The organism is Sphingomonas koreensis, from assembly GCF_002797435.1.
In the GTDB taxonomy this organism is placed as follows: domain Bacteria; phylum Pseudomonadota; class Alphaproteobacteria; order Sphingomonadales; family Sphingomonadaceae; genus Sphingomonas; species Sphingomonas koreensis.
The window spans coordinates 2,597,092-2,620,858 of record NZ_PGEN01000001.1 but is presented as its reverse complement, the minus strand read 5'-3'; the positions used below and the strand labels follow the sequence as shown (position 1 = coordinate 2,620,858).

The 23,767-nt window shown below is 67.4% G+C and carries 23 protein-coding genes and 1 pseudogene; 19 read left to right on the top strand and 5 right to left on the bottom strand.

Translation table 11 applies throughout. The features are described 5' to 3' along the window. Nucleotides 1-62 precede the first annotated feature (62 nt). From argB to BDW16_RS12460, 6 genes are all read left to right on the top strand, one after another. A complete protein-coding gene (gene argB / locus BDW16_RS12485; RefSeq protein WP_066572191.1) occupies nt 63-962 on the top strand; it encodes an acetylglutamate kinase in 900 nt (299 codons plus the stop codon). 78 nt (nt 963-1,040) lie between these two features. Further along, a complete protein-coding gene (locus BDW16_RS12480; protein ID WP_307693620.1) occupies nt 1,041-1,355 on the top strand; it encodes a YggT family protein in 315 nt (104 codons plus the stop codon). Next, nucleotides 1,352-1,663 (top strand): DUF167 domain-containing protein, encoded by a 312-nt coding sequence (locus tag BDW16_RS12475; RefSeq protein WP_066572192.1) that lies wholly within the window; start codon nt 1,352-1,354, stop codon nt 1,661-1,663. The genes BDW16_RS12480 and BDW16_RS12475 overlap by 4 nt, the downstream gene beginning before the upstream one ends. Next, entirely contained in the window at nt 1,653-2,528 is an 876-nt protein-coding gene (gene folD / locus BDW16_RS12470) for a bifunctional methylenetetrahydrofolate dehydrogenase/methenyltetrahydrofolate cyclohydrolase FolD (protein WP_066572194.1), read from the top strand. Before BDW16_RS12475 ends, folD begins: the two co-directional genes overlap by 11 nt. Beyond that, nucleotides 2,525-3,118 carry a Cif family virulence factor gene (locus tag BDW16_RS12465; protein ID WP_066572199.1) on the top strand — a complete coding sequence of 198 codons (594 nt, stop codon included), beginning with the start codon at nt 2,525-2,527 and terminating at the stop codon, nt 3,116-3,118. Before folD ends, BDW16_RS12465 begins: the two co-directional genes overlap by 4 nt. 93 nt (nt 3,119-3,211) lie before the next feature. Next, nucleotides 3,212-5,377 (top strand): TonB-dependent receptor, encoded by a 2,166-nt coding sequence (locus BDW16_RS12460; RefSeq protein ID WP_066572201.1) that lies wholly within the window; start codon nt 3,212-3,214, stop codon nt 5,375-5,377. Between the two features lie 95 nt (nt 5,378-5,472). On the opposite strand, the gene ung is transcribed toward BDW16_RS12460, so the two are convergent. Beyond that, nucleotides 5,473-6,150 (bottom strand): uracil-DNA glycosylase, encoded by a 678-nt coding sequence (ung, locus tag BDW16_RS12455; protein WP_066572204.1) that lies wholly within the window; start codon nt 6,148-6,150, stop codon nt 5,473-5,475. 63 nt (nt 6,151-6,213) lie between these two features. Between ung and BDW16_RS12450 the strand changes: the two genes are divergently transcribed. The 3 genes from BDW16_RS12450 to BDW16_RS12440 all read left to right on the top strand — a co-directional run bounded on the left by BDW16_RS12450 (nt 6,214) and on the right by BDW16_RS12440 (nt 7,876). Further along, nucleotides 6,214-6,564, top strand: a complete 351-nt coding sequence (locus tag BDW16_RS12450; RefSeq protein WP_066572207.1) for a GFA family protein — start codon at nt 6,214-6,216, stop codon at nt 6,562-6,564. A 3-nt stretch (nt 6,565-6,567) separates the two neighbouring features. Further along, nucleotides 6,568-6,939, top strand: a complete 372-nt coding sequence (locus BDW16_RS12445; protein ID WP_066572210.1) for a tRNA-binding protein — start codon at nt 6,568-6,570, stop codon at nt 6,937-6,939. A gap of 376 nt (nt 6,940-7,315) precedes the next feature. After that, nucleotides 7,316-7,876: a hypothetical protein gene (locus BDW16_RS12440; RefSeq protein ID WP_083954109.1), complete on the top strand. Its 561-nt coding sequence runs from the start codon at nt 7,316-7,318 to the stop codon at nt 7,874-7,876. 22 nt (nt 7,877-7,898) lie between these two features. Here BDW16_RS12440 and ubiG read toward each other — a convergent pair whose 3' ends face one another. Then, nucleotides 7,899-8,636, bottom strand: a complete 738-nt coding sequence (gene ubiG / locus BDW16_RS12435) for a bifunctional 2-polyprenyl-6-hydroxyphenol methylase/3-demethylubiquinol 3-O-methyltransferase UbiG (protein WP_066572213.1) — start codon at nt 8,634-8,636, stop codon at nt 7,899-7,901. Between the two features lie 49 nt (nt 8,637-8,685). Here ubiG and BDW16_RS12430 point away from each other — a divergent pair, with 49 nt between their 5' ends. Next, entirely contained in the window at nt 8,686-9,945 is a 1,260-nt protein-coding gene (locus BDW16_RS12430; RefSeq protein ID WP_066572216.1) for an aspartate kinase, read from the top strand. Nucleotides 9,946-10,133: 188 nt separating this feature from the next. Here BDW16_RS12430 and BDW16_RS12425 read toward each other — a convergent pair whose 3' ends face one another. Further along, entirely contained in the window at nt 10,134-10,946 is an 813-nt protein-coding gene (locus BDW16_RS12425) for an endonuclease/exonuclease/phosphatase family protein (RefSeq protein ID WP_066572218.1), read from the bottom strand. 4 nt (nt 10,947-10,950) lie between these two features. Further along, complete coding sequence (locus BDW16_RS12420; protein ID WP_083954110.1) at nt 10,951-11,799, bottom strand: amidohydrolase family protein; 849 nt, start codon at nt 11,797-11,799, stop codon at nt 10,951-10,953. A 76-nt stretch (nt 11,800-11,875) separates the two neighbouring features. Here BDW16_RS12420 and BDW16_RS12415 point away from each other — a divergent pair. From BDW16_RS12415 to BDW16_RS12375, 9 genes and pseudogenes are all read left to right on the top strand, one after another. Then, a pseudogene (locus tag BDW16_RS12415) lies at nt 11,876-12,894 on the top strand (NAD(P)H-dependent flavin oxidoreductase). Nucleotides 12,895-12,962: 68 nt separating this feature from the next. Further along, nucleotides 12,963-13,688, top strand: a complete 726-nt coding sequence (locus tag BDW16_RS12410) for a hypothetical protein (RefSeq protein ID WP_066572223.1) — start codon at nt 12,963-12,965, stop codon at nt 13,686-13,688. Nucleotides 13,689-13,764: 76 nt separating this feature from the next. After that, nucleotides 13,765-16,044 carry a phosphoenolpyruvate--protein phosphotransferase gene (gene ptsP, locus BDW16_RS12405; RefSeq protein ID WP_066572224.1) on the top strand — a complete coding sequence of 760 codons (2,280 nt, stop codon included), beginning with the start codon at nt 13,765-13,767 and terminating at the stop codon, nt 16,042-16,044. Nucleotides 16,045-16,167: 123 nt separating this feature from the next. Further along, nucleotides 16,168-17,103: a helix-turn-helix domain-containing protein gene (locus BDW16_RS12400; protein WP_066572227.1), complete on the top strand. Its 936-nt coding sequence runs from the start codon at nt 16,168-16,170 to the stop codon at nt 17,101-17,103. A 67-nt stretch (nt 17,104-17,170) separates the two neighbouring features. Next, complete coding sequence (locus BDW16_RS12395; RefSeq protein WP_066572230.1) at nt 17,171-18,106, top strand: tetratricopeptide repeat protein; 936 nt, start codon at nt 17,171-17,173, stop codon at nt 18,104-18,106. Next, nucleotides 18,069-19,109 carry a tRNA lysidine(34) synthetase TilS gene (tilS, locus tag BDW16_RS12390; RefSeq protein ID WP_083954111.1) on the top strand — a complete coding sequence of 347 codons (1,041 nt, stop codon included), beginning with the start codon at nt 18,069-18,071 and terminating at the stop codon, nt 19,107-19,109. The genes BDW16_RS12395 and tilS overlap by 38 nt, the downstream gene beginning before the upstream one ends. 70 nt (nt 19,110-19,179) lie before the next feature. Next, nucleotides 19,180-21,138, top strand: coding sequence for an ATP-dependent zinc metalloprotease FtsH (gene ftsH / locus BDW16_RS12385; RefSeq protein WP_066572232.1), 1,959 nt, complete (start codon nt 19,180-19,182; stop codon nt 21,136-21,138). A 140-nt stretch (nt 21,139-21,278) separates the two neighbouring features. Next, complete coding sequence (locus BDW16_RS12380; RefSeq protein WP_066572234.1) at nt 21,279-22,184, top strand: DUF2268 domain-containing putative Zn-dependent protease; 906 nt, start codon at nt 21,279-21,281, stop codon at nt 22,182-22,184. 123 nt (nt 22,185-22,307) lie between these two features. Beyond that, nucleotides 22,308-22,685, top strand: coding sequence for a hypothetical protein (locus BDW16_RS12375; RefSeq protein ID WP_237241230.1), 378 nt, complete (start codon nt 22,308-22,310; stop codon nt 22,683-22,685). Nucleotides 22,686-22,697: 12 nt separating this feature from the next. Here BDW16_RS12375 and BDW16_RS12370 read toward each other — a convergent pair whose 3' ends face one another. Beyond that, nucleotides 22,698-23,756: a DUF3667 domain-containing protein gene (locus BDW16_RS12370; RefSeq protein WP_066572240.1), complete on the bottom strand. Its 1,059-nt coding sequence runs from the start codon at nt 23,754-23,756 to the stop codon at nt 22,698-22,700. Between the last annotated feature and the right edge of the window lie 11 nt (nt 23,757-23,767).

The following is a 23,767-nucleotide window of genomic DNA, read 5'->3' as shown; positions in this document are numbered from 1 at the left end:
CCACAACTTCCGCGACCCCTCCGCCGCTTTCGCATCCCGGCAACTCACGCTAAGGGCGCGGCATGACCGATCATGCTCCCGATCCCAAGATGCTCGCCAAGGCGGAGACGCTGACCGATGCGCTGCCCTATATGCAGCGTTATGCGGGCAAGACCTTCGTCGTGAAATATGGCGGCCACGCGATGGGCGATCCCGAGCTGGCACGCGATTTCGCCGAGGATGTCGTGCTGCTCAAGGCGGTGGGGATCAACCCGGTCGTCGTCCATGGCGGCGGGCCGCAGATCGGGCAGATGCTCAAGCGCCTTGGCGTCGAATCGGAGTTCGTCGGCGGCCTGCGCGTCACCGATGCCGAGACCGCACGGATCGCCGAAATGGTCCTCGCCGGGTCGATCAACAAGGAAATCGTCAGCTGGATCAGCGCCGCGGGCGGCAAGGCGATCGGCATTTCGGGCAAGGACTCCGGCCTCGTCACCGCGCGGAAAGTGACGCGCAGCGAGGCCGATCCGCTGCAGGGGATCGAACGGCATGTCGATCTCGGCTTCGTCGGCGAGCCGGTCGCGGTCGACGCCAGCGTGCTCACGACGCTGTCGGCGCAGGGCTTCATCCCGGTGATCGCGCCGATTGCGCTCGGCGCCGACGGCCACACCTACAACATAAACGCCGATACGATGGCGGGCGCGATCGCGGGCGCGCTGGGCGCATCGCGCTTCTTCCTGCTCACCGACGTGCCGGGCGTGCTGAGCAAGGACAAGCAGCTGCTCTCCGACCTCGATCCCGGCCGGATCGCGGCATTGAAGGCCGACGGCACGATCAGCGGCGGGATGATCCCCAAGGTCGAGACCTGCGTCGCCGCGGTCGATGCCGGTGTGGACGCCGCGGTCATCCTCGACGGGCGCGTGCCGCATTCGATGCTGCTCGAGATCTTCACCCCGCAAGGTGCAGGCACCTTGGTTCACCGCTGAACCGTCTTATATATCTAACACGGTTGCCGCATCGCGCGGCTTTCCGGTAGATAGTTTCGAAAATTCCGGAGACCCCTGTTGGACACCATTCTCGCGATCGGCTTCGACATCGTTCAGATCCTGCTGAACGTGCTGTGGTGGATCATCGTCGTGCAGGCGATCCTGTCGGTCCTGATCGCGTTCAACGTGATCAACACCTACAATGATTTCGTGAGCGCGCTGTGGCGCGGGCTCAACACGCTGACCGAGCCGATCTACCGCCCGATCCGCCGCGTCCTGCCCGACACCGGGCCGATGGACTTCGCGCCGTTCGTGGTGCTGATCCTGATCGCGATCATCAACTATGCGGTGATCCCCAATCTCGACGCGGCGCTGATCAGCCCGGGGACGTGACGCAGCCCTGGCAGGCCGCCAGCGACGGCATCCGCATCGCGGTGCGGGTGACCCCGCGGGCCTCCAAGGACGCGTTTCTGGCCGGAACGCCGGAGCATTTCGCCGCCCGGCTTGCCGCGGCGCCGGTCGAGGGCGCGGCCAATGCCGCGCTGACGGCGCTGGTCGCGAAGACCTTCAGGGTGCCCAGGCGCGACGTATCGCTGATCGCGGGCGAAACCTCGCGGATCAAGCGGCTGGCGATTGCAGGCGACGCTTCGACGCTGGCGGGAATCGCGGCAGCGCTATATGGGGCGGGCCATGACGGCTGAGATCATCGACGGTAAGGCATTTGCGGCAGGCCTGCGCGCCCGCGTGGGCGACGCGGCGGCGGCATTCGAGGCGCAGGCAGGTCGCAAGGCCGGGCTCGCGGTGGTGCTGGTGGGCGAAGACCCCGCCTCCGCCGTCTATGTCCGCAGCAAGGGCAAGGCGACGCTCGCCGCCAATATGGCAAGCTTCGAGCACCGCCTTCCCGCAGATACCGGTCAGGACAGCCTGATCGCGCTGGTCGACCGGCTCAATGCCGATCCCGCGGTCGATGGCATCCTCGTGCAGCTTCCCTTGCCTGCTCATCTCGACGAGCAGGAAGTGCTGCTGCGGATCGATCCCGACAAGGATGTCGACGGCTTCCACCCGGTCAATGCCGGGCGCCTCGCGACGGGAATGGAGGGCTTCGTCCCTTGCACCCCGCTCGGCTGCCTGATGCTGCTCAAGGATCAGCTCGGCGACCTTTCGGGCAAGGACGCGGTGGTGATCGGCCGCTCCAACATCGTCGGCAAGCCGATGGCGGCGCTGCTGACCGCCGCGAGCGCCACCGTGACGCTCGCCCATTCGCGGACGAAGGACTTGCCCGGCCATGTCTCGCGCGCCGACATCGTCGTCGCGGCGGTCGGCCGCGCCGGCTTCGTCAAGGGCGAGTGGCTCAAGCCCGGCGCGACCGTGATCGATGTCGGCATCAACCGCACCGACAACGGCCTGACCGGCGATGTCGAGTTCGACAGCGCCGCATCGGTCGCGGGTGCGATCACCCCGGTCCCCGGGGGAGTCGGACCGATGACCATCGCCTGCCTGCTGCGCAATACGCTGGTCGCCGCGCATCGTCGCGAGGGACTGCAACTGGATCAGGCGGCGCTGTGATCCTCGCCGCTCTCCTCCTGATACAGGCGGAGACGGCAATCGAGGCGGAGCGCGAATTCAACCGCACCGCGCAGACCGAGGGGCAATGGACCGCTTTTCGCCGCTACGCCACGGACGATGCGGTGATGTTCGTACCCCGGCCTGAAAATGCGCAGAAGTTCCTGAAGGACCGCAAGGACCCGCCGGTCGCGGTGCAATGGTGGCCCGCGGAAAGCTATGTGTCGTGCGACGGGACGGCGGCGGTGAATACCGGGCCATGGGCCGCACCGCGCGGGTCGGGTTTCTTCACCACCGTCTGGGTCCGTCAGGCCGATGGCGGATGGAAATGGGTCTATGACGGCGGCGATTCGCTGAAGACCCCGCGCGCCTTGCCCGAACGGCCGCGGATACGCCGCGCGGCATGCGGATCGGCGCCGCCCCCGGCACCTGCCGTGCCGGGACCGGACCGGGGCGCAAACGGATCGCGCGACGGATCGCTGCGCTGGAACTGGGCGATGACGCCCGATGGCGGCCGCAGCTTCACCGCGTCGATCTGGACCGGCGAGCGGTTCGAGGACATCGTCACTGATCGCGTCGCAGGATCGCAGTAACGCGACTGGTCCCCATGCCTGCGACGTCTTGGACTTGTTATGGTGTAACATTCCAATTAGAGGGGCGCGGTTAAAGTCCAAGGACCGCGTAGCATGAAGCGTCTCACCCTCCTCCTCGCCACCACCGCCTTTGCCCTCCCCGCCCTCGCCCAGACCAGCGAGCATCAGGAACGTGACCGATCGAGTCGCAGTATGGTGCATGGCGATGCGGATGCCGATGTGGTGATCACCGCCCCCTATGTCGCCGATCTCGACCTTCTCGCCGGAACCTCGGTGGTGTCGGGCGACGAGCTCGTGCGCGACATTCGCGGACAGATCGGCGACACGCTGACGCGCGTACCGGGCGTTTCCGCCACCTCGTTCAGCCCGGGCGCCTCGCGGCCGGTGCTGCGCGGCTTCCAGGGCGAGCGCGTGCGTGTGCTGACCGACGGTCTCGGCTCGCTCGACGTCTCCAACACCTCGACCGACCATGCGGTCACGATCGATCCGCTCACCGCCGAGCGGATCGAGGTGCTGCGCGGCCCCGCGGTGCTGTTGTTCGGCAGCCAGGCGATCGGCGGCGCCGTCAATGTGATCGATCGCCGTATTCCGCGCGCAGTGCCGGAGAACGGTTTCCATATCGACGCGGTCGGCACCTATGGCTCGGCGGCGGACGAGCGCAGCGGCGGCGCGGCGGTGGATGTCGCGCTGACCCCGACCATCGTGCTCCACGCCGATGGCAGCTACCGCAAGACCGACGATCTTCGCACCGGCGGCTATATCCTGAGCAAGCCCCTGCGCGCCCAGCAGCTGGCGATCGCCGCGGAGGAAACCGAGGAAGGCCATCTCGACGAGGCGGCCGAGGCGACCGCGCTCGCCAACAGCCGCGGCCGCCTGCCCAACAGCGGAACCGAGACCTATACGCTGGGCGGCGGCGTCGCGCTGATCAACGATGGCGGCAGCCTCGGCTTTTCGGTCGGCTATTACGACACCAAATACGGCGTTCCCGAACGCCCGCCCGCGGGTCACGACCATGACGCGGACGGCGACGAAGGCCACGACCATGGCGCCGTGACGATCGGCATGAAGCAGTGGCGCGCCGACATGCGCGGCGAGGTCAATGTCGGCGGCGGCTTCCTCGACAAGATCCGCGTGCGCGCCGGCTTCGCCGATTACGAGCATACCGAGTTCGAGGGCGCCGACATCGGCACGGTGTTCAACTCCGAAGCGATCGAAGGACGGCTCGAGCTGGTCCAGGCGAATCGCGGCGGCTGGCGCGGCGTGATCGGCTTCCAGGGCCTGACGCGGAAGTTCTCCGCAGTGGGTGAAGAGGCGTTCGTCGCGCCCAACACCACCGCGCAATATGGCGTGTTCGCGCTGCAGGAAGTCAATCTCGGCAAGCTCGGCCTCGAGTTCGCCGGGCGCTACGAACATACCGATGTCCGCTCGAATGCGGTCAAGATCGGGCTGGACGAGGATGCGCCGCTGGTACGGGTCGATCGCGGCTTCGACGCCTTCTCCGGCGCGGTCGGCCTGTCCTACGAGGTCGCGCCCGAGGTCAAGATCGGCATCAACGGCTCGCGCGCCGTGCGCGCGCCGTCGGGCGAAGAGCTGTTCTCCAACGGCCCGCATATCGCGACCCAAGCCTATGAAGTCGGCAATCCGAACTTCGCGCTCGAGAAGAGCTGGGGCCTCGAGCTTTATGCCCGCGGCCGCGCAGGGCCGGTGCGGTTCCAGATCAGCGGCTATGCCAACTGGTTCGACAATTACATCTACGAGAACGACACCGGCACGCGCTTCGAGAATGACGAGTTCGACCTGCCGATCTTCCAGTATCTGCAGGCGGACGCGCGCTATTACGGGATCGAGGGCGAGATTTCGGCGACGCTGCTGCGCGCGGGCGACTTCTCGCTCTCCGGCAATCTCGTCGCCGACTATGTCAATGCCGAGCTCGGCAATGGCAGCCCGGTTCCGCGGATCCCGCCGCTGCGCGTGCTGGGCGGACTCGATGCGAGCTACAACGGCTTTGGCGGCCGTGTCGAGGTCGAGCATTCGACCCGCCAGTCGCGCGTCGCGAGCTTCGAGACCGAGACCCCGGCCTTCACGCTGGTCAACGCCTCGCTCACCTGGCACCCGTTCGGCGAGAAGCGCGAGACCGCGATCATCCTGTCGGCCAACAACATCTTCGACGTCGAGGCGCGGCGGCACGCATCGTTCACCAAGGATTTCGTGCCGCTTGCCGGCCGCGACATCCGCGTGGCGGCCCGGGTAAGCTTCTAAGCTAGGTTAGCGGCACCAGCCCGCTCCCCCGCCCGGCCACCCATATCATACTGCCGTTGGGTGGCCGGGCGGGGGAGCGGGCTGGTGCCGTCTCCTCAAATAGCCGGCAGCGCCCAATCGATCGTCCCTCTGCCCTTCGCTTCGAGGAACGCGTTCGCCTTCGAGAAATGACGGCAGCCGAAAAAGCCGCCATGCGCCGACAGCGGCGAGGGGTGGACCGACTTCAGCACCAGATGCCGCGGATCGACCGACGGCGCCTTCTTCTGCGCATGACTGCCCCACAGCATGAACACCACGGGCTTCTCGCTCGCGTTGACATGCGCGACCACGGCGTCGGTGAATTTCTCCCACCCGCGGCCCTGATGCGAGGCGGCACGGCCCATCTCGACCGTCAGGCAAGTATTGAGCAGCAGCACGCCCTGCTTCGCCCAATGTTCCAGAAAGCCGTGGCGCGGCGGCTCGATGCCGAGGTCGCTCTTGAGCTCCTTGTAGATGTTGACGAGGCTGGGCGGCACGCGAACGCCGGGCTGGACCGAGAAGCACAGGCCATGCGCCTGCCCCTCGCCATGATAGGGGTCTTGTCCGAGGATGACGACGCGCACGTCCTGCGGCGGGGTCAGGTCGAGCGCGCGGAACCAGTCGGCGCCCCTGGGGAAGATGCGCTTCCCCGCCGCCTTTTCGTCGAGCAGGAACTGGCGCAGCGAGGCCATGTACGGGCTGTCGAATTCGCGCTGAAGCGGTTCGAGCCAATCCGGGTGCAGCTTGACGGCCATGCATTTCCTTTCGTCCGCGACTGTGCGAACCAGCGCGCGCCTGTCAATCGGAGGAGAGCCGAAATGCCGGTCACCGGAAGCTGCCATTGCGGCAACGTCAGCTATACGCTCGAGGGCGATGCGCCTTCCGGCGCGGTCTCGTGCAACTGCTCGATCTGCCGCCGCAAGGGATCGTTGCTCCATTTCGCGCCCGCCGATCAGTTCACGCTGCACACCGATCCGGCAGCGATGACCACATACCAGTTCAACAAGCACCATATCCGGCACAATTTCTGTGCGACCTGCGGCTGTTCCCCCTTTGGCGGCGGAACGGGGCCGGACGGCAAGGAGATGGTGGCGATCAACCTGCGCTGCGCCGACGATATCGACCTCGATGCGCTGACCATTCACAAGTTCGATGGAGCCAGTCTCTAAGTCATGCATATGAATCACGACGCCTCGGCCCCGCCCGCGGCGGCAATCTCTTTCGACCAGTTCCTCGCGGTGGACATCCGCGTCGGCACGATCATCGCCGCCGAGCCGTTTCCGGAGGCACGCAAGCCCGCCTACAAGCTGACGATCGACTTTGGTCCGACGATCGGCATCAAGCGATCCTCGGCGCAGATCACCGAGCATTACGCCCTTGACGACCTGCCCGGACGGCAGGTCGCGGCGGTGGTCAATTTCCCGCCGCGCCAGATCGGGCCGATGATGTCCGAGGTGCTGACGCTCGGCTTCCCCGATGCCGAGGGGAAGGTGGTGCTGTTCCACCCGAGCGTGGCGGTGCCGAACGGCGGACGCCTGTACTGAGGGCAAGGACGGACGAAGTTCACGAAAAGAAGCCGTTTTCCGGCGCACGCGACCGGTTCGCGACCGTGAAACGACTGCGACGCGACACCGACGCGACACCCGCACGACATCCTCGCGACGCTGACGCGACACCGAGGCGACAGGAATAGGCAGCGAAGCGACACCCGGGCGACAGGGAAGCGACGCCGGCGCGACGCGTACCGGACGGATCGAGAGGAGGGAAAGAGGGTCCCGGTTCGGCATGGGACATTCCAGCTATCACAGGCCGGTAGCGGTAGGAAAACTCCACCTTCCTCACGCATCGCTCATCCGCCGCTCATGACGCTCACCACCGTGACGCGGGACAAGCGAGCCTCATCAGGACGAGGTTCGACACATGACCACGATCGCACAGACGAAGCAGATCAACCGGTGGCGCGTGACGCGCTGGAGCATGGCGGCGGCACTGTTGTGCGTACCCGCCATCGCAATGTACTACACCAGCGAGGTCGTTTGGACGGCCAGCGACTTTCTGGCGATGGGAACGCTGCTGACCGTCGTGCTCGGAGCCTATGAGCTGCTCGCCAGCCGCGCACAGAACATCGTCTATCGCGCGGCATCGGTGCTGACGACGCTGGGCCTGTTCCTGCTCATCTGGATCAACCTGGCGGTCGGCATCATCGGCGACGAGGGCAATGCCGCCAATCTGATGTTCGCCGCGGTGATCGCGATCCTGACCGGCGGGGCATGCGTGGCGCGCCTCAAGCCCGGCGGCATGGCGCGGACGCTGGGCGCCGCCGCCGGAGTACAACTGGCCATCGGAGCGATCGCGCTGGCAGGCGGCCTGGGCGCCGAAGGGCCGGGCTGGCCACGCGACGTGAGCGCGCTGACGGCATTCTTCAGCGGCCTGTGGGCGGTGGCCGCTACGCTGTTCTGGCTTGCCGGAGCGCGGCGATGAGCACGCCGCGAATCCCCGGTCGCTATGCCGGGCGGCGCGCGGTCAGCAGATAGTTGAGGCTGGTGTCGTCCGAGAGGTGGAAGCCGGCGCCCGGCGAGAAGCTGAGGCCGCGCAGGTCGGCAACCTCCAGCCCCGCATCGGCGAGCAGGGCGGTCAGCTCGTCCGGGGTGATGAACTTGGCATGGTCGTGCGTGCCGCGCGGGATCATGCCCAACCCCTCCCCCACGGTGATCATCGCAAGCCGCGACAACGGCGTGCGGTTGGGCGTGGAAAGGATCATCAGCCCACCCGGCGCCAACGCAGCGGCGAGGCCCGCGACGAAGGCGGCGGGATCGCTGACATGCTCGATCACCTCCATCGAGGTGACGAGATCGAAGGTCCGCCCCTTCACCTCATTCTCGAACTCGCCCGCGCGATAGTCGATGGTCAGGCCCGATGCCTGGGCATGGGCGCGCGCGGCGCCGATATTCTCGGGCGCCGCATCGACTCCCGTCACCTGTGCGCCGAGCCGGGCGAGCGGTTCGCACAACAGCCCGGCGCCACAGCCGACATCGAGCGCAGTCTTGCCCGCCAGCGGCGTGAAGCTGTTCGGATCACCGCCCCAATGCGCGTCGATCGCCTCGCGGATATAGCGCAGCCGCGGCGGATTGAGGCGGTGGAGCATCGCCGACGCGCCTTTGGGGTTCCACCAGTCCGCCGCAAGCCGCCCGAAATGCTCAGCTTCACGCGGGTCAATGGTTGCTTTGCTTGTCATCGCCATCCCCCCCTCCTATCAGCGCGCCCACACACACCCAAGGGGGTAGGACCAGATGGCACGCATTGTGATGAAGTTCGGTGGCACGTCGATGGCGGGCATCGAGCGGATTCGTAACGTCGCCAATCGCGTGAAGGCCGAGTGGGAAGCGGGCAATCAGGTCGCGGTGGTCGTTTCCGCCATGGCAGGCGAAACCGACCGGCTCGTCGGCTTCTGCAGGGAAGCGTCGCCGCTCTACGACCTGCGCGAGTATGACACGGTGGTCTCGGCCGGCGAGCAGGTGACGAGCGGGCTGCTCGCCATCGCGCTGCAGGCGATCGGCGTGCCCGCGCGCTCGTGGCTCGGCTGGCAGCTGCCGATCCACACCAGCAGCGCGCATGCGAGCGCGCGCATCGGCACGATCGACACCACCGAGCTCAATGCCAGCCTTGCCGATGGCAATGTCGCGGTGATCCCCGGCTTCCAGGGGCTGGCCGAGGACAATCGCGTGACCACGCTCGGCCGGGGCGGATCGGATACCAGCGCGGTGGCGGTGGCGGCGGCGATGAAGGCCGATCGCTGCGACATCTACACCGATGTGGACGGCGTCTATACGACCGATCCGCGCATCGTGCCGCGGGCGCGCAAGCTGTCCAAGGTCACCTATGAGGAAATGCTGGAACTGGCGAGCGTCGGAGCGAAGGTGCTCCAGACCCGCTCGGTCGGGCTTGCTATGAAGGAAGGCGTGCGCGTGCGCGTGCTTTCCTCGCTGGAGGACAATCGCGACGAAGAGGGCCATCGCGGCACGCTGATCGTCGGCGAAGAGGAGATCAACGACGTGGAACGGCAGCTCATCACCGGCATCGCCGCGGACAAGAACGAGGCGAAGGTGACGCTCACCAACGTCCCCGACCGGCCAGGCGCGGTGGGCCATATCTTCACCCCCCTGGCCGAGGCCGGAATCAACGTCGACATGATCGTCCAGAACGTGGCGCATGCCACCGGCTCGACCGACGTGACCTTCACCGTCCCGCGCGCCGAGCTGGCACGTGCGCTCGACGTGCTCGAGAAGAGCAAGGCGCCGATCGGGTACGACGCGCTGATCCACGACACCAAGGTCGCGAAGATCAGCGTCGTCGGTGTCGGGATGCGCAGCCATGCCGGCGTCGCGGCGACGATGTTCGAGACGCTGGGCGAGCGCCGCATCAACATCCTCGCCATCACCACCAGCGAGATCAAGGTCAGCGTGCTGATCCACGAGGACGAGACCGAACTGGCCGTCCGCGTGCTGCATACCGCCTATGGGCTGGACGCGCCGGAAGACGACGCGGCGTAAGCCGGAACGGTATCGACAGGAGCAGGAGGTATGCCTCCTTCCCCCGTCACCCCGGCCTTGTGCCGGGGTCCACTGCGCCTCAGCGGATGACTTAAAGCCTCTTGTCCAGCCCTTGCCGGCCGGTGGACCCCGGCACAAGGCCGGGGTGACGAAGAGAAATCATCCATTAAATCCGCAATCACCCGCCTTCAGCGCGGGGTGAGCGTCGCGGCCACGCCGAAATGATCCGACGGCAACTCGCCATCCACCGCCACGTCGCCGATGCGGCGCGCGTCGGTCACGTCGAACAGGCGCGGATCGGCGAAGATATGGTCGATCACGCGCGGCTTGTGCCCGCGTGAGACGACGAGCGTAGTGTCGGTCGCACCGGGCCTGAGCGCGGGTTCGAGACCGCGGACCGCAAGCGGGGCGAGCGCGGCCTCGTCGAGCGGGGCGTTGAAGTCGCCCATCAGCACCAGCGGTGCGTCATCCCGCGGCAACCAGTCGAGCAGTCCGCGAATCTGCCGCGCGCGCACCGGGCCAGCATCGGCCTGCCAGGCGAGGTGAGTGTTGACCATATCGACCGGGAGGCCATGCGCGTCGACGCGCAGGCGGATCGCGGTGCGATAGTCTTCGAGAGGCTCGAGCTTGATCGTGTCGACCATGGTCACCGGAAGCCGCGTCAGGATGGCGTTGCCGTAACGGTTGGCCGCACCCTCGGGCGAGGTCGACATGAAATGCGCGGTATAGCCACCCAGCGCGGCGGCGATCGTCTCCGCCTGATTGGGCAGGTTCTTCTTCGAATCCTGCAGCACCTCCTGCAGCGCGATGACATCGGCGTCGGCGGCGCGGAGCACATCGACGATCAGCTTGAGGCGCAGCGGCCAGTTGCCCGCATCGTGCCAGATGTTGAAGGTCACGACACGAAGCGGGGTATGGGCCGCCGCGACGCGCGGGGCGCAGGCGGCAACGGGCAGCGCCCCGGCGGCGGCGAGCAGGGTACGGCGGGTAAAGCGGGTCATCGCGTCAGTCCTTCAGGCCGAGCAGCTTGCGCGCATTGCCGTAGCGAATCTTCGCCAGCTCCTCGGCGGTCAGGCCGAGCTTTTCCAGCGCCTCGACAGTCTGCTTGAGGGAGAATTGCGGATAGTCCGACCCCAGCAGGATATGGTCGATCCCGACATTGCGCATCGTCCAGACGAACTCGTCCTCGATCGGCGAGTCGGCGGTCAGCGTCACGGTGGCGGAGATGTCGAAATAGATATTCTCGCCGAACAGCCCCTCCGCAGTGCGCGCGGCCTTGAGCATGTTCCAGAAGCGGAAGCCCATCGCGCCCATATGCGCGAAGATGAACCGGGTCTTCGGCGCGGAAAGGGCGAGGTTGAACAGCTTCTCATTGTCGCCGGGCAGGATGCTGGCATTGTCCATCAGCACGACCACGCCAACCTCCCCGGCAGCGCGGACGACGGCGAGCACGCGCGGGTCGGCATTGTCGAACTTCTGGGTGTGGGCGTGGATCTTGAGCAGCTTCACGCCGGCCGCGCCGACGCGCCGCACCTCGGCGATCGCGGCGTCGCCGTCATAGGGATGGACGGTCGCGACAGGGACCAGCTTGGGATTGGCCTTGGCGAGCGCGATGATCGCGTCGTTGCTGGCCCGGATCGCATCGGGATTGCCCTCGCGCGCCTGATTGGGTCCGCCGAACCACATCACCGCGGCGACCGGATCGAGCCCGGCGGCTTTCGACTGCGCACGGTATTCGCGCAGTGATTCCGCGCCCTTCCAGAGGTGGACATGATTGTCGAACAGCGGTTCCTGGGCCGCGGCGGCGGGCGCGAGGAGGAGCAGGGCGAGGCTGGCGAGCGCTGGGCGTTTCATGCGCCAGCTTCCTAATGCGCGGGCGCGGCGCTGGCCAGACTTGCCGGGACGGGGCAGGCGCGGCTAGGGCAAGGCGATGAGCATTGGGGAAGAGCGCCTTCAGCGCCGCATGGCGCGCGGCATCGAGTTTCTGGGCAGCAAGACTGCGATCCTGTGCGGCGCGATGTCGTGGGTGAGCGAGCGCAACCTCGTCTCCGCCATCTCGAACGCGGGCGGGTTCGGCCTGATCGCGTGCGGCGCGATGACGCCCGAATTGCTCGACGCGGAGATCGCGGGAACCAAGGCGCTCACCGACAAGCCGTTCGGCGTGAACCTCATCACCATGCACCCGCAACTGTTCGACCTGATCGCGGTGTGCGCGAAGCACGATGTCTCGCACATCGTGCTGGCGGGCGGGCTCCCGCCGGCCGGGTCGCTCGACGCGATCAAGGGGAACGGCGCCAAGCTGATCTGCTTCGCCCCCGCGCTCAGCCTCGCCAAGAAGCTGATCCGATCGGGCGTCGACGCGCTGGTGGTCGAGGGAATGGAAGCCGGGGGCATATCGGCCCGGTATCGACCAGCGTGCTGGCGCAGGAAATCCTGCCCGAGGTCGCCGAGCAGGTGCCCGTGTTCGTCGCCGGCGGGATCGGTCGCGGCGAGGCGATCGCCGGCTATCTCGACATGGGCGCGGCTGGCGTCCAGCTCGGCACGCGCTTCGCCTGCGCGACCGAGAGCATCGCGCATCCCAATTTCAAGAAGGCGTTCTTCCGTGCCAGCGCGCGCGACGCGGTCGCCAGCGTGCAGATCGATCCGCGCCTGCCGGTGATCCCGGTGCGCGCGCTCAAGAACGCCTCGTCCGAGCTGTTCACCGCCAAGCAGCGCGAGGTCGCCCAGCTGCTCGACGAGAACAAGGTCGAGATGATGGAAGCGCAGCTCCAGATCGAACATTACTGGGCGGGCGCGCTGCGCCGCGCGGTGATCGAGGGCGATGTCGACAACGGATCGCTGATGGCGGGCCAGTCGGTCGGCATGGTGACCAAGGAAGAGCCGGTCGCCGAGATCATCGCCCAGCTGATGGCCGAGGCCGCGCACGCGCTGGAGAAGCGCGCGGCCTGAGGGAATCCCTTTCGAAGCCCCGCCGCGCAGTTAACGCGGTATTTACCTAAGCATGATGGGATGCGGGCATGTCGTACCGCGTCCTTGCTTCGCTCGCCGCGCTGACCGCCCTTGCCGGATGTGCTGGGCAGAAGCAGGCGATGGCGCCCACACCGCGCCCGGTTCCCGCCCCGGTTCGCGTTGCCGCGCCGACGCCGCCCGATGGCGCGGCGGCCGGCCTCACCATCCCGGCCCGACTGGCGGACGGAAGCTATGCGTCGCCCAATCGCGATCTCTCCGCATCCGGCGCGATCTGGCACCTGCGCGCGGCGTTCAATGTCGCGGCGCTGAGCTGCCCCGACACCTCGCTCGTGCCCGCCTATAACAAGCTGCTGAACACCCAGCGTCAGACGCTGGCGGCGGCGCACCGCGCGCTGGCCGCCGAGCATGGCGGCATGGCGGCATTCGATCCCGCGATGACCCGGCTCTACAATTATTTCGCGCAGCCGCCGGTGCTTGCGCGTTTCTGTGCGCAGGCGGGCCCGTTGCTGCATCAGGCTGCGGCACTGGCGCCGGGAGCGATCGGCGGCTTTGCAGGCACCGCAATCACCGCGATCGACCGGCCCTTCGGCGAATTCTATGCCCGCTACGATGCCTATCGCGCGGATCTGGTGGCGTGGCGGGCGGGAAGCCCGGCCATCGCGCCCCGGCTCACCGCATCCGCGCCGGCTGCGCCCAGGCTCACCTATGATCGCGCCGTCTTTACGGCGAACACCCGGGTCACCGGAGGCCGGACCGCCCTCGCCTCCCGCTGAAAATCCCCTTCGGTCCGGGCGTATCGCACGCGCCGAACCGATTGGCGTGCCCGCGTCGATCTGATAGCGCGATACCATGCCCGTTTCCGCCGCCGCCTCCGCCCGCGAAATCCTGACACGGCTGCACGATGTGATGGCGTCGCGCGCCGCGGCCCAGGGCAAGCTGAACTCGGTCGTCAACATCATCGGCGAGGCGCTGAACAGCGAGGTCTGTTCGATCTACCTGCTGCGCGAGGGCGCGCTGGAGCTGTTCGCCACCCGTGGCCTGGCGCAGGAAGCGGTCCACGTCACCAAGCTCGCGATGGGCGAGGGCCTGACCGGCACGATCGCGGCCAATGTCGAGACGCTGAACCTCGACGAGGCCGCGGCGCATCCTGACTTCGCCTATCGCCCCGAAACGGGCGAAGACCGGTTCCACAGCTATGCCGGCGTTCCGATCATCCGCAAGGAGCGCGCCGTCGGCGTCCTCGCCGTCCAGCATGCCGACCCCCGCAAATATGACGAGGTCGAGATCGAGGCGCTGCAGACGGTGGCGATGGTATTGTCCGAACTGATCGCCAATGCCGGGCTGATCGACCCGGCGGGCGGCGGCGGCACCACCCGGCTGCAATCGACCGGGACCGCGCGCGTGCCGGGCTTCAAGCTGGTCGAGGGCATGGCCGCCGGCGCCGCCGTGTTCCACCAGCCGCGCATCATCATCGAACATACGGTCGCGGAGGATATCGAGGCCGAGCGCCATCGCGTCTATGCCGCGTTCGACAAGATGCGCGAGCAGATCGACCGCATGACCAGCCAGGCCGAGTTCGGCGGCGGCGGCGAACATGAAGAGGTTCTCGAGACCTACAAGATGTTCGCCTATGACGAAGGCTGGAGCCGCCGCATCAACGAGGCGATCGATTCAGGCCTGACCGCCGAGGCTGCGATCGAGCGCGTCCAGCAGCGCACCCGCATGCGCATGCGCCAGATCGACGATCCGCTGCTGCGCGATCGCATGCACGACCTGGAGGATCTGTCCAACCGGCTGCTCCGCATCGTCTCGGGCCAGCTCGGCACCGCGGCGCAACTGGGCCTGCGACAGGATTCGATCCTGATCGCGCGCAACCTCGGCCCGGCCGAACTGCTCGAATATGACCGCCGCCGCCTCAAGGGCGTGGTGCTGGAAGAGGGGTCGCTGACCGCGCACGTCACCATCGTCGCCCGCGCGATGGGGGTGCCGGTGCTGGGCCGCGTCAAGGACATCCGCCGGCTCATTGCGGAGGGCGATCGCCTGCTGGTCGACGTGACCGAGGATACGCTGATCATCCGGCCCACCGCGGCGATGGACGAGGCGTTCGAGGCCAAGCTGCTGGTCACGCAGAAGCGCCGCGCCGCCTTCGCCGCGCTCAAGAACGAGGCCCCGGTCACGACGGACGGGCACCGGCTGACGGTGATGGTCAATGCCGGGCTTCGCGACGACGTGGCGGCGCTCGACCTGACCGGCGCCGATGGGATCGGGCTGTTCCGCACCGAGTTCCAGTTCCTCGTCTCCGCCACGTTGCCGCAGCGCGACAGCCAGCGGCGGCTGTACAAGGACGTGCTCGACGCCGCCGGCGACCGCCCGGTCACCTTCCGCACCGTCGATATCGGCGGGGACAAGGCACTGCCCTATCTCGACCATGACGAGAATGGCGAGGAAGAGAATCCGGCGATGGGCTGGCGCGCGCTGCGGCTCGCGCTCGACCGCGAAGGCCTGATGAAGGTGCAGGCGCGCGCGCTGCTCGAGGCCGCGGCGGGGCGAACCCTCAACGTCATGTTCCCGATGGTATCGGAGCCCTGGGAGTTCGATGAAGCGCGCACGCTGTTCGAGACGCAGCGTGCCTGGCTGGAATCGCGCGGGCACAAGCTTCCGCTGCACATCCGCTATGGCGCGATGCTCGAAGTGCCGGCGCTGGCCGAAGTGCTCGACCTGCTGCTGCCGCGGCTCGATTTCCTGTCGGTCGGCACCAACGACCTGACCCAGTTCCTGTTCGCTGCGGACCGCGCCCATCCCAAATTGGCGGTGCGCTACGACTGGCTCAGCCCCTCGATCCTGCGCTTCCTGCGCCGCGTGACGGCCGAAGCCGCGGAGGCCGATGTGCCGCTGGCGGTATGCGGCGAAATGGGCGGCCGGCCGCTGGAAGCGATGGCGCTGATCGGGCTCGGCATCGACCGGCTGTCGATCACACCGGCTGCGGTCGGGCCAATCAAGGCGATGGTGCGCTCGCTCGACCGGGCGAAGCTGATCGCGGCGATGCGCGGCATGCTCGACCGGCCGCCGCAGGACATGCGCGCCGCGCTGGAGCAATGGGCGGCTGATCACGGCGTCGAACTCGCGTGATGCTCTGCATGGAATGCCGCACCATTTTCCCTCCCCAGCGTTGACAGCGGCAGGCGGGTGGTGAACACCCCCGCACGGCCTGCATCCCCCTGGCGAACCCCAGTGCGACCGGAGAAAGATTGAATGGACGGCGAACCCGGCGAAACCCCGACGCTCTTCCCCGAGAAGGTCGGCGAGAAGCTGCGCGATGCGCGGCTGGCGCAGGGGCTCGAGCTGTCCGATATCGCCGCACGTACGCGCATTCCGCTCCGCCACCTCGAAGCGATCGAGACCTCCGACTATTCGGGCCTTCCCTCTCCCACCTACGCCGTCGGCTTCGTGAAATCCTATGCCCGCGCGATCGGCGCGGACGAGGTCGCGCTGGCGAAGGAGCTGCGCGCCGAGACCTCGAGCATGTTCGCGGCGCGCGAGGCCTATGAGACCTACGATCCCGAGGATCCGGTGCGCGAACCGTCGAGCGGCCTGGTCTGGGCAGGCGCGGTGATCGCGGTACTGCTGCTCGCCGCGCTGGCCTTGTGGTACGGCACCGATCTGTTCCGCAGCAGCGGCACGCCCGAACCCGAGCCCCTGCCGACCGAGACCCCGCTTGCGGTGCCCGCAGCGGCGCCTTCTCCGGCAGCCCCCGCCAATGGCGGGCAGGTGACGCTGACCGCGACCGAGCCGGTCTGGCTGCGCATCTACGACGCGAGCGGAACACGCCTGTTCGAAAAGGAAATGGCGGCGGGCGAGCGCTATGACGTGCCGCAGAACGCCAACGGACCGATGATCAATCTCGGCCGTCCCGAGGCGATCCGCGTGACCGTCAACGGTTCCGACGTAGCGCCGCTGGGTACACCTGGCCGCGCGATCAAGGACGTGCCGATCAGCGCCGCCGCGCTTCAGGCGCGCGGATCGGGCGCGACGCCGGCTGCCACGCCGACGCCGGCCGCGTCCGCAACGCCGGCAAACCGCAGTTCGCAGCCGCTGCCCCCGGCGTTCCGGCCGGCCTTCGATCCGCCCGCGCAGTCGCAGACCGTCGACCCGCTGACTCCGGCGGGCGGAAACAGCACCGCGCCGTAAAGCGTGGCGACAGATTCGGCATGTGATGTATAAGGCGTTGAGGATGTTAGCGCCTGCGGGGATTTCGATGCGTTTGATTGGAAAGATGGCGTTGCTCGGCACGGCGGTGGCCGCGCTGGCAAGCGTTGCGATGCCGGCGACGGCGCAGACCAGCCGCGGCGCCGCCGGTGGCGGGATCGAAGGCCGGGTCGACCGGCTCGAGCGCGAAATGCGCGCGGTTCAGCGCAAGGTGTTCCCGGGTGGCGCGGGCCAGACGATCGAGCCGCAGATCACCCCGCCCGAACGCCAGCCCGGCGCGCCGGGCTTGCCCGCGACCAGCGCGGTCGCCGATCTCAACGCGCGAGTCAGTGCGGTGGAATCGCAGCTGTCGCAAATCACCGGACAGGTCGAGCAGAGCCAGTATCGCCTTCGCCAGCTCGAGGAGGCGTTCAACGCCTATAAGCGTTCGACCGAGGCGCGGTTGAAGGCGCTGGAGGCCGGCGCCGCGCCCGCCGAGGACGATGCGCCGGTGACCGGCACGCGCCCCGCGCCGACGCGTCCTGCGGTAGGGGGTCCTGCCACCACCGTGCCGACGACGCCCGCAGTGGCGGTCGACCGGCCCAAGAGCGACGATCCGGCCGAGGACGGCTATGTCTATGGCTATCGGCTGTGGCAGGCCAAGCAATATGACAAGGCGATCACCGAGCTGCGCACGGTGGTCCAGAAATATCCCAAGCACCGCCGCGCCAGCTATTCGCAGAACCTGCTTGGCCGGGCGCTGCTCGATCAGGGCAAGCCGGCGCTCGCCGCCACCGCCTTCTTCGAGAGTTATCAGAAGATGCCGAACGGCGAACGCGCGCCGGACTCGCTCTACTATCTCGCCCAGTCGCTCGTGAAGATGAAGAAGCCGGCGAGCGAGGTGTGCAAGGTCTATGACGAGCTCAGCCAGGTCTATGGCGACCGCATCTCCGACGCGATGAAGAAAGATGTCGCCACCGGCCGCACCGCCAGCAAGTGCAAGTGACACGCTGAACCCGCCCGATCCGGAAACGGTCGCGCGGTTCGCCGCGGACCTCGATCGCCTGTTCGCGGAAGCGGCAGTCAAGGCCCTGCCTGCCAGTGCGACGATCGCCCTCGCCGTATCGGGCGGGGCCGACAGCATGGCGATGCTGCTGCTCGCTGTGGCCGCCTTTCCCGGGCGCGTCGGCGCGGCGACGGTCGATCATGGCCTCCGCGCGGAAGCCGCGGACGAAGCGGCGATGGTGGCGGCGGTCTGCGCAAGGCTGGACGTGCCGCACGCGATCCTGAAGCCGGCCGCCCCGATCACCGGGAGCAGCGTGCAGAAAGGCGCGCGCGAGGCACGCTATGCCGCGCTGACGGCCTGGGTGGAAGCGGCCGGCGCGGATGCGCTGCTGACCGCACACCATGCCGACGATCAGGCCGAAACGCTGCTGATGCGCCTCAACCGCGCATCCGGGGTGGCCGGGCTCAGCGGCATCCGGCCGTGGCGGTTCGAAGGGGATCATCCGGTGCTGCGCCCGCTGCTGGCGTGGCGGCGCGACGAATTGCGCGCCATCGTATCGGCCGCAGGCGTGCCGTGGGTGGAGGACCCCTCGAACGCGGATCCCCGCCACGACCGCACGCGATTCCGGGAGCTGCTCGCGGATCAGCCCCTGCTCGACCCCGCAGCGCTCGCACGATCCGCAGCCTATCTGGGCGAGGCCGAAACCGCGCTCGACGCACTCGCCGAAACGCTCCGCGCCGAGCGCTGGTCGCCGGGCAAGGGACTGCTGCGCGCGGGCGATCTGCCGCGCGAGATGCAGCGCCGCCTGGTCCGCGCCGCGATCGCAGAGGTACGTAGCGCCATCGGCATCACCGCCCCCGCCTTTTCGGAGTCAACCAATATCGAGGCGCTGCTCGACGCGCTGGCGGGCGGAAAGGCAGCGACTCAGGCGGGCGTGCTGGCCTCGCCGGAGCGCGACGGCCGCTGGCATTTCGCGCCCGCCCCGCCGCGCCGATCACTCTGATCGAAGCTGTTCCATTGCCATTAACCTGCCAGACCCTATCTTATCGAGGAATCATGGCACCGGAATCGGAATGAACGACAACGACAAGCAGCAGGGCCCCGACAACAACGGCGGCAATCCCTGGATGAAGAGCCTGCTGATCTGGGTAGGCATCCTTGCGGCCCTGGCGCTGTTCGTCTCGCTGATGAACCAGCCGAACCAGACCGCCGGATCGACGATCCCCTATTCGACCTTCCTCGACAAGGTCCAGGAAGGGTCGGTCAAGGACGTCAACGTCAGCCAGACGGTGATCACCGGCACGCTCACCAACGACACCAAGTTCCGCACCAACGCGGTTCCCGATCCGCAGCTGATCCCCAAGCTGCGCGAGAAGGGCGTGACGATCAGCGCGCGGCCTGAGGAAGGCCCGTCGATCTGGATGTACATGCTGTACAATTCGCTGCCCTTCCTGCTCTTCCTCGGCATCGCCTTCTTCGTGCTGCGCCAGATGCAGAAGGGCTCGGGCTCGGGTGCGATGGGCTTCGGCAAGTCGCGCGCGCGCCTGCTCACCCAGAAGGAAGGCCGGGTCACCTTCGACGACGTCGCCGGCATCGACGAAGCGCGCGAGGAACTGCAGGAGATCGTCGAGTTCCTGCGCGATCCGACGAAATTCGCCCGCCTCGGCGGCAAGATCCCCAAGGGCGCCCTGCTCGTCGGCTCGCCCGGCACCGGCAAGACCTTGCTCGCCCGCGCCATCGCGGGTGAGGCGGGCGTGCCCTTCTTCACCATCTCCGGCTCGGACTTTGTCGAGATGTTCGTCGGCGTGGGCGCGAGCCGCGTCCGCGACATGTTCGAACAGGCCAAGAAGTCGGCGCCGTGCATCGTCTTCATCGACGAAATCGACGCGGTCGGCCGTCATCGCGGCGCCGGCCTCGGCAACGGCAATGACGAGCGCGAGCAGACGCTCAACCAGCTGCTGGTCGAGATGGACGGGTTCGAGGCGAACGAAGGCATCATCATCATCGCCGCGACCAACCGTCCCGACGTGCTCGATCCGGCGCTGCTGCGTCCGGGCCGTTTCGACCGTCAGGTCGTGGTGCCGCGCCCGGACATCGAGGGCCGGGTCAAGATCCTGCAGGTCCACATGAAGAAGGTGCCGCTGGCACCCGACGTCGATGCGCGCACGATCGCGCGCGGCACGCCGGGCTTCTCGGGCGCCGATCTCGCCAACCTCGTCAACGAGGCGGCGCTGATGGCCGCACGCAAGGGCAAGCGCCTCGTCGCGATGCAGGAGTTCGAGGAAGCCAAGGACAAGGTGATGATGGGCGCCGAGCGGCGTTCGATGGTGATGACCGACGACGAGAAGCGGATGACCGCCTATCACGAGGCCGGCCATGCGATCGTCTCGCTGCACGAGCCGGCGTCGGACCCGATCCACAAGGCGACGATCATCCCGCGCGGCCGCGCGCTGGGCATGGTCATGCGCCTGCCCGAGCGGGACAGCTACAGCTATCACCGCGACAAGATGTACGCGAACCTCGCCGTCGCGATGGGCGGCCGCGTCGCCGAGGAGATCATCTTCGGCTATGACAAGGTCTCGTCGGGTGCGTCGGGCGACATCCAATATGCCACCGGCCTTGCCCGCGACATGATCACGAAGTGGGGCATGTCCGATGCATTGGGCCCGGTCGAATATTCGCAGCCCGAGGGCGAATCCTTCCTCGGCTATTCGGCCTCGCAGCCGCGGCACATGTCGAACGAGACCCAGCAGCTGATCGATCGCGAGATCAAGGCGACGGTCGAGGGCGGCCTGACCCGCGCACGCGACGTGCTGACCGAGCATCTCGACCAGCTCCACACGCTGGCCGGCGCGCTGCTCGAATATGAGACGCTGTCGGGCGAGGAGATCAAGAAACTGCTCGCGGACGGCGATATCGGCCGCCCCGATCCGGCCGCGCCGCGCGGTGCGGTCGCGGCAGCGGGCACTTCGATCCCCAAGACGCGGCGCCCCAAGGGCCCGTTCGGGAGCCCGGCACCGCAAGGCGCCTGAGGATACGGGTCCAGGCCCGGCTCCCTTCACGGCACGACAGTCGGCCCGCGCATTGCGCGGGCCGTTTTCGTTTCTCGCAATGCGTGTTTCGCCGGTGCGCGATCCGGCTATGATCGGCAACGCCCCGGGAGGATCACCGCATGTTTCGAACCGCATTTGCCGCCCTGCTGCTTGCCGCCCTGCCCGCCGCGAGCGGCACGGAGCCCGAGATCCGTACCGCCGATGTCGATCGCTTCTACGCGTTGTACGACGCGACCGGCGGCAAACCCGATGTGACGCAGATCCAGCGCGACTATCTGGACCAAGCGAGCGACGGATTCGCCGCGTTCATGCGCATGCGCCGGATCACCCCGGAGCGCATCGCCGCGACCATGGCAGCCGATCCCGGCCTCTATGTCCGGGCCCGCGAATGCGCCCGGCACCTGCCCGCGATCCGCACCCGGCTGAGCGCGAGCCTCGGCAAGCTGCGCACCTATTATCCCGAGGCGCAGCTGCCGCCGGTCACGCTTGCGATCGGGCGCGGCAAGCCGGTGGGCACCGCCAATGTGGGTGGGGTGATGATCGGGCTGGAGGCGCTGTGCGCCGCCGATTTCATGGTCGCGGACCCCGAGGATCGCTTCGTCCATGTCATCGCGCACGAATATATCCATGTGCAGCAGGCTGCAGCGGGGTCGGACACCGACACCGGCATGACGGTGCTCCAGGCATCGCTGATCGAGGGCGGTGCGGAGTTCATCGGCGAGCTCATGTCGGGCGCGGTCAGCTACCAGCATCTCGCGCGCATCACCAAGGGCCGCGAGGCGGAATTCGAGGCCGGATTCCTCGATGACATTGACAAGCCGGCCGAGGGTTCGCGCTGGCTCTATGACGGCCGCGGCACCGCGGAACGGCCCGGCGATCTCGGCTATTGGGTCGGTTATCGCATCACCAAGGCCTATTATGCCCGCGCCAGGGACAAGCGCGCCGCAATCCGTGCCATCATCGAGTTGCGCGATCCCAAGGCATTGCTCACCGCCAGCGGCTGGCGTCCCGGAGTCCGGCTCTAGCCGCCGGCAGCCAGACAGCATCCGCCGGTGCTGGACAAGCCCGTCGAATCACAGCAATTTCCACCGGCGCACACGCAGCAAGGCCGCTGGTGCGATCGCTTTGGGGGCGAACAGGGGGATTGAATGAAGCGTTGGTGGCTGATTGCCGGTATGGCCATGCTGGTCCCGGCGAGCGCACAGGCGATGACGGTCGAGGAATTTCTGGTCAAGGCGCGCGCGCTCAAGGCCAAGGGCCCGCTCGCGATCTTTTCGTCCGACCTCGGCCCGGTCCGGGCTGAGATCAAATCGGTGGCCACCAGCTATCGCGCCGATCTGCGTGCCGATCGCGCCGCCGGCCGGCCCCCGCACAGCTGCCCGCCGCCAGAGGGCAGCGAGGCCGCCAAGATCAAGCCCGCCGACTTTCTAGCCGAGCTCGAGAAGATTCCGCCGAGCCAGCGCTCGATGAGCATGAAGACCGCCTTCTATCTGATCATGAAGCGCCGCTGGCCCTGTCCGGGCTGACCTCCGCCCCGATCAGCCCGTCAGCCCCAGCCCGAGCAACAGCAGCAGGAAGATCGGCAGGATCAGCGTGATACAGACCAGCAGGATCGAGGTGCGCAGCAGCGCGCTCCACCCGCGCAGGCGATACGCGCCCTTCATCTGATAGTAGATGTGCACAGGGGGGATCAGCAGCGCCGCCGTCGCGATGATCTGAATGGCGAGTCCCAGTCCACCCGCAATCGTCAGCACGATCGACAGCAAGGACATGAACGACAGCGAGTAGGTCACGAATACCGCGTGATCATAGCCCTTGTACCGCCGCTTCCAGAAGAACAGCAGCCACACGAAGGGGATCGACAGCGGGATCAGCGCCCAGCTGAACTTATAGCTGTTGGTCTGCAGCTTGTAGAGCGCGAGGCCGGGATTCTGGTTGGCCTTCTCGATCCCCTTGTCGAGCCGCTTCCAGCCGGTCTTGAAATCGATTCCCCTGCCGCTCGTCTTGGCAAGGTCGAAGGGGATACGCTTGATCTCGTCGAGGTCACGCTGGAGCCCGGCGATGCGCTTGTCGAGCTTCTTCGCCCGCTCGCTGCCCGGCTCTGCCCGCGCGCGCGATTCCATCGCATCGACGATCGCGCTTTCGGTATTCTGCCGGGCGAAGACCAGCCCCTGTTCGAACTGCGCGGCGGTGCCGACCTGCGCCGGCGCCGAGATGCCCATGATCTGGAGCACCGCGAACATCGTGAAGACCGAGAACAGGAACATCGCCATCGGCGAGACGAAGCGCGCCCGCTCGCCATGGATGTAGCGGCGCGTCAGCTCGCCCGGACGCAGGCACAGCATCGGCAGCGTGTTCCACAGCTTGCCCTCGAAATGGACGACGCCGTGCAGGATCTCGTGCCAGATCGCGCCGATCGTGCGGTGGACATGCCCCGCCTGCCCGCAGCGATGGCAATAGGGGCCTGTCAGCGTGGTGCCGCAATTGAGGCAGATGCCCCCATGGCCGTCCTGTCCGGCCTCGCCACGATGACTCTCGACCGCGCGGCCCATCAGTGCCCCGCTCACGACTTCACCGGCTGCGTCGAATTCCCCCATGAAAGCCCACC

Bases quoted from the DNA above. Each gene is read 5' to 3' on its own strand.
- BDW16_RS12420 (WP_083954110.1), bottom strand. From the start codon at position 11,799: ATGAAACGCCCAGCGCTCGCCAGCCTCGCCCTGCTCCTCCTCGCGCCC.
- ptsP (WP_066572224.1), top strand. From the start codon at position 13,765: ATGCCCGTTTCCGCCGCCGCCTCCGCCCGCGAAATCCTGACACGGCTG.
- BDW16_RS12450 (WP_066572207.1), top strand. From the start codon at position 6,214: ATGCCGGTCACCGGAAGCTGCCATTGCGGCAACGTCAGCTATACGCTC.
- ubiG (WP_066572213.1), bottom strand. From the start codon at position 8,636: ATGGCGATGACAAGCAAAGCAACCATTGACCCGCGTGAAGCTGAGCAT.
- BDW16_RS12410 (WP_066572223.1), top strand. From the start codon at position 12,963: ATGTCGTACCGCGTCCTTGCTTCGCTCGCCGCGCTGACCGCCCTTGCC.
- BDW16_RS12425 (WP_066572218.1), bottom strand. From the start codon at position 10,946: ATGACCCGCTTTACCCGCCGTACCCTGCTCGCCGCCGCCGGGGCGCTG.
- BDW16_RS12375 (WP_237241230.1), top strand. From the start codon at position 22,308: ATGAAGCGTTGGTGGCTGATTGCCGGTATGGCCATGCTGGTCCCGGCG.
- BDW16_RS12395 (WP_066572230.1), top strand. From the start codon at position 17,171: ATGCGTTTGATTGGAAAGATGGCGTTGCTCGGCACGGCGGTGGCCGCG.
- BDW16_RS12460 (WP_066572201.1), top strand. From the start codon at position 3,212: ATGAAGCGTCTCACCCTCCTCCTCGCCACCACCGCCTTTGCCCTCCCC.
- argB (WP_066572191.1), top strand. From the start codon at position 63: ATGACCGATCATGCTCCCGATCCCAAGATGCTCGCCAAGGCGGAGACG.
- ung (WP_066572204.1), bottom strand. From the start codon at position 6,150: ATGGCCGTCAAGCTGCACCCGGATTGGCTCGAACCGCTTCAGCGCGAA.
- folD (WP_066572194.1), top strand. From the start codon at position 1,653: ATGACGGCTGAGATCATCGACGGTAAGGCATTTGCGGCAGGCCTGCGC.
- BDW16_RS12400 (WP_066572227.1), top strand. From the start codon at position 16,168: ATGGACGGCGAACCCGGCGAAACCCCGACGCTCTTCCCCGAGAAGGTC.
- tilS (WP_083954111.1), top strand. From the start codon at position 18,069: ATGTCGCCACCGGCCGCACCGCCAGCAAGTGCAAGTGACACGCTGAAC.
- BDW16_RS12445 (WP_066572210.1), top strand. From the start codon at position 6,568: ATGCATATGAATCACGACGCCTCGGCCCCGCCCGCGGCGGCAATCTCT.
- BDW16_RS12370 (WP_066572240.1), bottom strand. From the start codon at position 23,756: ATGGGGGAATTCGACGCAGCCGGTGAAGTCGTGAGCGGGGCACTGATG.
- BDW16_RS12430 (WP_066572216.1), top strand. From the start codon at position 8,686: ATGGCACGCATTGTGATGAAGTTCGGTGGCACGTCGATGGCGGGCATC.
- BDW16_RS12380 (WP_066572234.1), top strand. From the start codon at position 21,279: ATGTTTCGAACCGCATTTGCCGCCCTGCTGCTTGCCGCCCTGCCCGCC.
- ftsH (WP_066572232.1), top strand. From the start codon at position 19,180: ATGAACGACAACGACAAGCAGCAGGGCCCCGACAACAACGGCGGCAAT.
- BDW16_RS12440 (WP_083954109.1), top strand. From the start codon at position 7,316: ATGACCACGATCGCACAGACGAAGCAGATCAACCGGTGGCGCGTGACG.